This window comes from Paenibacillus sp. P4_A7, from assembly GCF_056402455.1.
Window position 1 is genome coordinate 1 of record NZ_JBFUHJ010000280.1, and the last position, 7,311, is coordinate 7,311.

The 7,311-nt window shown below is 42.0% G+C and carries 4 protein-coding genes; all 4 read right to left on the reverse strand.

Features of this window, described 5'->3' with window-relative positions; translation table 11 throughout:
- Positions 1-1,422: sialidase family protein (locus AC1DWN_RS23590; protein WP_477561338.1), on the reverse strand; the 1,422-nt coding region annotated here is incomplete at its 3' end.
- An 18-nt stretch (positions 1,423-1,440) separates the two neighbouring features.
- On the reverse strand, positions 1,441-4,545 hold the full coding sequence (locus tag AC1DWN_RS23595) for a glycosyl hydrolase (RefSeq protein ID WP_477561339.1): 3,105 nt from the start codon (positions 4,543-4,545) through the stop codon (positions 1,441-1,443).
- A 113-nt stretch (positions 4,546-4,658) separates the two neighbouring features.
- Complete coding sequence (locus AC1DWN_RS23600; RefSeq protein ID WP_477561340.1) at positions 4,659-6,251, reverse strand: extracellular solute-binding protein; 1,593 nt, start codon at positions 6,249-6,251, stop codon at positions 4,659-4,661.
- Between the two features lie 17 nt (positions 6,252-6,268).
- A complete protein-coding gene (locus AC1DWN_RS23605; RefSeq protein WP_477561341.1) occupies positions 6,269-7,204 on the reverse strand; it encodes a carbohydrate ABC transporter permease in 936 nt (311 codons plus the stop codon).
- Positions 7,205-7,311 lie beyond the last annotated feature (107 nt).

Here is a 7,311-nt window from a genome sequence, read left to right on the forward strand (position 1 = left end):
CCACACAACTTCGCCGTTTATCGATAAATTTGTTCCTGATTGGCCATATTCCATATAAATTGAATCCGGTGAATGAACTGCTAGCTTATATTCACCACTTGATAATGTCGTGCTTATTCCTTCCGCATCCGTATCAATGATCGACCAGCTGCCGTTATGCCAAATTAACTGCATCCTATTCCGATTCATAATCGGATGTAGAGAAGCTCCCGCCGTAGTAATGTCTGGACCGATTGGACCCTCATATGCCCACAGTACCGATTTCTCACCGTTTGATTGCAGTTCTGCATGCAATATAAACTGTTCGAACTCTTTCTGAATAAAAGAAAGCGCAGGGCCATTAGGTGCCGACAACCAGAAGCCATCATTTTTGTCAATATCGTCCCATATGCATTCCGCATAATTAATGGTCCCTTGATCCGTATCTGGCGCTGCTTTAGCTGGATAAATAACTCGTAATCGTCCATCCTTCTCCAATAGACCAGCAATCGTTTGGCCCCATATACCTTGTTTCTCATACTCTAAATCCTCGGTATGCCAGATTGAGCCATACTTCTCAATTTCCCATGCATGAGCAAGATGTGCTTCTGTCTTCTCTGCTTTATATATCATCTGGAAACTTCTATTTATAGCAAGTGAAGTGAATGGACAATATACGTAACGCTCATCTTCAAAAGCAGGGAAAAACTCCATAATTGGAGGATGAAAATGAGTACTTTGCGGATATATTAGCAATTCCGGCTTCGAATATGGACCTTCTGCCTGCTCAGACGTCATACTTACCAGAGCCCATGACCCTCCCCAATTTTGAGGTGTGCTCATCATAGCGATAATTAGCCAATCTTGCTCCCTTTTAATAAGTGATGATGCGTATACTCTTTTATATTTTCCGCCAAGCAGATCCTGCTTTGTTTCCTGATGAATGGGCGTTTCTGAAATAATAAAGGGTCCCTCCGGCGACGAGGCTCTGGCATAACCAATTCCTCCATCCGTATTAGCTGATGTAGCCCATCCGAATAGGGCGTGATATACATCTTGATCGTGGTCATACACGACACACATGTCTGCAGTTCCACCCCGCATACCATCCTCACTGTCATACGAATGCTTCGTTCCTTCGAGCATGAGACCGACCTCTTGCCAGGTCATCCCTTCATCATCCGATCTGTAGGCAATACAGTGCAAGCTCTTCTCTGGGTCCTTAATTGACCAATACCCTTTGTAATAAAGAGAAATATACATGTATAGTCGATTCGAGATGGGATCTCTGAATAGCGAACCATTCACCGGCCATTCGAATGGATAGTGCCCTCTGTAAATTGGATTATGGGCATGCCTTTGAAATGTATCGAATGAAGGATCACCAATGACTGGGTGTCTGAACCATTCGTTCTTGCTATGGTGACTAGCGTAATCATTCACGATATGACCTCCAGAGATTTAAGATAGAAATAGATTTATAGGACTAAACAATCCATAAGGCTTGACGACATAGTTCGGTTCAACTCTAGAACCTGCACGATTGAAATAAGTCCAATCGACCCATACATTATGACTTCCCTTCTGATGAAAGGGTCCAAATAGATTGCGCGGACTGCCCATCACTTCAACATCGATCCGATTACGCCCTTCAATAAGCGATGTAGTCAAATCGATCGTATTCACTTCCCGCCAAGGAACCTGTGCGAATGATTGACCATTCACATGAACCTCTATTGTGATGGCCTCATATTCCCCAAACTCCATTAGAACTTTAGGGGCTGCATCGTCTGGTTTATATGCATAGGTATAGTCGAAGTGATAAACGATGCTGCCTGAATAATGAAAGTAACCTTGTAAGCACCAGTCTCCAAAATGGAGGGAATCGGGCTCTTTCACAATACTTCGATTAACATCAACTCCGAAATCCCCGATAATATAGCAATCTTCTAGCTCAAAGTTAGATTTGTACGCACATGCAATAACTAGCTCATTTTCACCCTTATTAAGTTGTGGAAGTTTGACTTTCTTGAAGCTCTTGTCGATATACCAGCCCACCATTTCTAATGGCACTGTAGTCCCGTTTAAGTACACTTCATATTGATCTGCTTCCTCAAGAACTAAATAAACTTCAGTGGTAGGAAGCTCGTTAACTTGAAATTTATATCGCAGCCTAATCGGCTGTCCGTCATTTGGATGATCTTCTTCTACCCATTTGTACCTTTGTGGCAGTCCATTGTAGTGCACTTGGCGCATATTTAACGTTTCCCTTATACACATCTGTGCTTGCCATACGAACATGGACTCTGACCAAGCACCATCGCTTATTCGAAAGGAACATTCGTCCAATAACAAGACGTTCGGCATAGTCCGAGTAAAAGTACAGGTCGGACCGAGTGTAGCATCAGCTAACCGGAATAAATGCGACTGATCGTAGTTGAAACCAATGTTCGAGAGCAAAGGCTGCAAGTTCTTATGAATGACATATAGTTTCGAACCCGCTGCACCGAAATCTACCACGAACCTCATCTGATCTCCGCTAGCCTCAACTCCAAGTTCTCGGGTCTCTCCCGTCAAAGTATCCCATTCTTCCAACCGTCCCATATGCGCCAAACTAATCTCGACCTCTTGCCCCTTATCTCGATCATTATTTACAACGAATAAAACATAACTATCAGGCATTTCTTTCAAATAATATAGAAACTCCTGTGCTTCCCCATACGTTTTGCTGCGAATGCTGATCTGGCGAGGCAGTACATCCTCAAGTGTGGAACATAGAGCTGTTTCATCAGCAGCAATCCTTATTCCAGCATGCGAATATAGCGCATGAACTTCATCCGATAGCTTGCCRTCTATCATCGTAATCTCTTGCCCCACTGCAATAATTGTTCCACCCGAATCCATAAACTCAAGCAATAACTTAAGCGTACTGTCTAGAAGAGTACGCAAACGAGGAAGTACAACTACTCGATAGCCAGCAAAATTGACGAAAAACTTGCCATCTTTTACATGCCCTTTATCTTCAATAATGGTCTCATCACCGAAATCAAAGTCGTAATGAAATGCGAGTATTGATCGAATAATGCTATTAATCCCATTCTCATATTGGTTAGCCCTCAGTAAATTAGGATCCTCCCAACCTTTATACTCATAAGGGTCACAACCAATCATAGACCATATGGTAGAGGATGGATGAATGACAAGCACATCGCGAACCGCTTCCCCCTGCGTCATAACTGCAGCAATTCGGGCAAAATAGTCCTCCGTTACATGATTGTATTTCCACCAGCTTGTGTTGTAGTTAAATACGGGTGGAAAATCGCGTTTACGGCAGCCCTTCAAGCTATATAACGCTAAGTGCTGACAGCGCACATTAATTCCTAAAGCAAATTGCCAGTCACCAACCCACTTCTGACCTTCGAACGAAAACTCCCAGCCGCAGCAGCCGTACATCTCAGACACTACGAAAGGTCTGCGATATTGATTGGCCACACTCGTACACTGCTTAACCGTTAAAAATTCATCAGCCTGCTCACCTAACATATCGATGCCAGGTACCTGCTGATAGCGATAATGCGGCATAATTGCACCACTTACTCTCGTACCGATTCCCAAATTATGCTCAATCAAATAATGCCCGGTATAAGCAATACCATTATCCTCGCACCACTCGCCTAATTGCTCCGAGTATGCTGACGAGAAACGATTTGTAATCGTTCTCCAATAATCATGCCTAGTTTGTGTTGAATGTTCCCCATGGAAGAACAAATATGGCAGTAAATCTACCAAACTATAACCTCTTCGCTCCTGAAAATATTCCGCAAAGCCATCCGTCCATGGGAGCCATGGCCTCGTATACATAGAATGAAAATCGGCTATGCTTGGTTCATCAGTGAATATACCTGGAACGGTATGACCAAACTCTTCACCTATCACTGCCTTATAATGCTCGTGTGTACCCTCAATAAAAGCTGCGACAGCATCTGGATTCAAATTATCCACCGGTGCCTCATCATTAAACCATTCACATGGACCTGAGATTTCTTTGCGGCATATAAGCCACATCTCAGTATCCATTAAGAAACCAGGCTTCACAGGATCCACCATACGACAAGAGGATAGGACGTCTCCCTCAACTGTAGTGACGAACAGAGCAATTATGGTTGAGACATCCTCGGGTTCAACTCGCGTTACCTCCATCGTTACCGCTTTGGAACGATATGCATCTCCTCCAAGTCTCGGAACAGACCCACCCGCTCCTCCTGATGGAAAACGGTCTTCATCGTATAGCCATGCCTTCATTCCAGTAGCTTTGGCTTCAGCAATTGCTGCTTGAATGCACGCCATCCATTCCTCGCCCATATATTCGGTTTCGAGCCCCTCACGGGAATGCATAAAGAATCCGCCCATTCCTTGCTTGCTCATTTCCTGAATCTGCGCCTTAATTTCATCTACTGACATTCGGCTGTTCCATGCCCAGAATGGGACTGATCTATAAGCTGTGGATGGCCGCACGAACTCTTCAAGCAAACGATTGGCCTCAGTATTTATTCCTGATCGTTGCAATATAAACCCCTCCATAGTAATCATTCACAGCAGAATTGCTTAATTTCAAATATCCCGATGTAACAAAATAGGAAGGATGGAGCGTGTGGGCTCTCTCCTTCCTCATTTAACGACTAGAGCTTTTCCATAGTTTCCTTTACATACTGTTGTGCTTTGGCATAACCTACTTTATTCATCTCATTAATCATTTCCGACCAACCGGCTTCGAATTCTTTGCCGCCGCTAATAATCAAAATAGAATATCTCTCTGAAATATCTAGCAACTTTTGGCCGATCTCTGAAAACTCCGCAGGGAAATCAAGCACGTTGGCAATATCGGACAAAACCAGGTTTTTATTTATAAAAGTATCCTGTTTGTCTGCAATGCCAGGATTTTTGTTAAACGCGTTGTTACTGATTGTCTCAATTTTATCCCCGTTAAACTGATATAAGTTACCGAAGTACTGGCCCACATTATATAGTCCCTTTAATTCTTCTCCAACCGGTGCAAAAGTATATGCCGGTTCCTTTCCTCTGTTCTCCAAGTTGGGAACGATCTTATCTCCATCCTTAGAATAGTGTAGACCCTCAATTCCAAAATAGGTGAGTGCTCTACCTTCAGGGCTATAAATATAATCCAACATTTGTACAACTCTTTCTGGATCTTTGGTTTGCGAAGAGATACTCCAGCCACCCCAGAAGCCGCCGAAAGATTGTACGCCACCTTGACCGCCCGGACCGTCAGGAGGAGGCAATACATCTACAATCGCATCGCGGTTGACATCACCGATTTGTTCGATAACCCCATCGGCTTTCACGCCACTGTTTGAAATCATGACTCCAGCTTTTCCGGAATAAAATGCTTCTTCTTTCTGTGCATCATCATTGAGGAAATATTCTTTCTGAATATAACCCGCTTTATACTGATCCTTCATCCAAGCAAGGAATTGTTTGTATTGTTCTGTTGCATAACCTGCTTCGTATTCGCCAGCTTCATTTAAATTCCATTCTGGCTTCACTCCGAAGCCTGTATAAATGACGTTTAGCCAATCTCTAATCTTTGAAGCAGTCAATCCGATCGTATCATTCTTGTTATTTCCATCTGGATCGCCTTCAGTGAATGCTTTAATCATTGTCGTAAATTCCTCTATATTCGTCGGTTCCTTTAATTGAAGCTTATCCAGCCAATCTTTACGGTAGTAGATAGAATGATTGTTTGATGCAGTAATAACTGGAATAAAATAATAATGTCCGTTAATTTTCAAATTTTTATAAAGCCCGTTATCTAGTATTTTTTTGAGATTGGGCGCATTATCCAAATATTGATCGAGCTCTAGAACGACGCCGCTATCTACCCAGCTTTTATACTCAGGCAATGTGGTTAAATAAAAGAATAGATCAGGTGCTTCCCCTGTATTAATCTTAAGGGCCAGCTTTTCCATCCAACCTTCCCATGGTGCTCCTTGTCTGCTTAATGAAACATTAAACTTCTCTTCCAGACTCTTTAAGATGCTGTCATTCTGGACTCCATCCCATCTTTGGAAATCGTGAGCGTACATCGTTAGCTTTACATTCTCTTGTTTTGGTTCCTCTTTCACTTGAGACGATTGCGTTGGTGACGACGTTGTAGCTGAAGAACCTGAAGTATTATTACTATTAGAGCAGCCAATCACCGTAGTCGTCATCATTATTGAAATTAAAGCAGTTAAAATCAACTTCTTTGACATTTAAACCCCTCCATTTTTTATTGTTTAACGGAACCTAGCAATACTCCTTTGACAAAGTGCTTTTGCATAAAAGGATAAACTAGCATAATCGGTAACGTCGCCACCATAATGATAGCCATCTTAATACTCACAATTAGCTTGTATGTATCATTACCGAATATTCCTTTTCCAATCGTGTCCATATTCCCTACAATGAGAAATTCTCGTAAAATATTTTGTATGGGGTACAATCTGGCATTGTCGATAAAAATAACGGCAGTAAACCAGTCATTCCATTTGCCAACTCCGTAGAACAAAGCTAATGTAGTAAGAATAGGCATGGACAAGGGAATAAAGATTTTCACTAGTATATAGAAGTGCCCTGCTCCATCAATTCTCGCTGCTTCTTCCAAGCTTTCAGGTATTTGCTTAAAGAAATTCAACATCAGAATGGCGCTAAAGCCTGAAAATGCACCGGGAATGATATATACCCATACATTGTTCATAAGCCCTAGATATTTAATTAACAAATAGTGTGGAATTAATCCGCCACTAAATAGCATCGTGAAAATAATGAATAACATCATTACATTGCGCCCCTTTAGATAACTTCGCGAAAGGGGATACGAGGTAATGGCTGTAATAGCTAGATGAAATAAAGTTGAAACGACTACTATAAATACCGTAAGGAGAAAACTACGATGAATCTTTGGATCTCCCAAAATTACAGCATAGGACGAAAATGAGACATTCTCCGGAATCATAATAAACTTATTATTCAAATAGGACTGATAGCTCGTAATTGAAACAACAAAAACATGCCAAAACGGAAGAATGGTTAGCAATCCAAAGAAGGAAAGGAGTCCATAATTACATATATTAAACAGAAGCTCACCTATCTGCAGTGGTTTAGACGGCGATTTCAGCTTAAGAGATGGAGTAGTCGGTGTATGAGAATTATTCGTTCCTACCATATGCCTGATCCTCCTAATGCTTTTGCCATTTTATTCGTGATGAGTATAAGAATTAAGGCGATAATGGATTTGAATAATCCCAGTGCAGTTGCCAAGCTGTATTTTCC

Bases quoted from the DNA above. Each gene is read 5' to 3' on its own strand.
- AC1DWN_RS23600 (WP_477561340.1), bottom strand. From the start codon at position 6,251: ATGTCAAAGAAGTTGATTTTAACTGCTTTAATTTCAATAATGATGACG.
- AC1DWN_RS23605 (WP_477561341.1), bottom strand. From the start codon at position 7,204: ATGGTAGGAACGAATAATTCTCATACACCGACTACTCCATCTCTTAAG.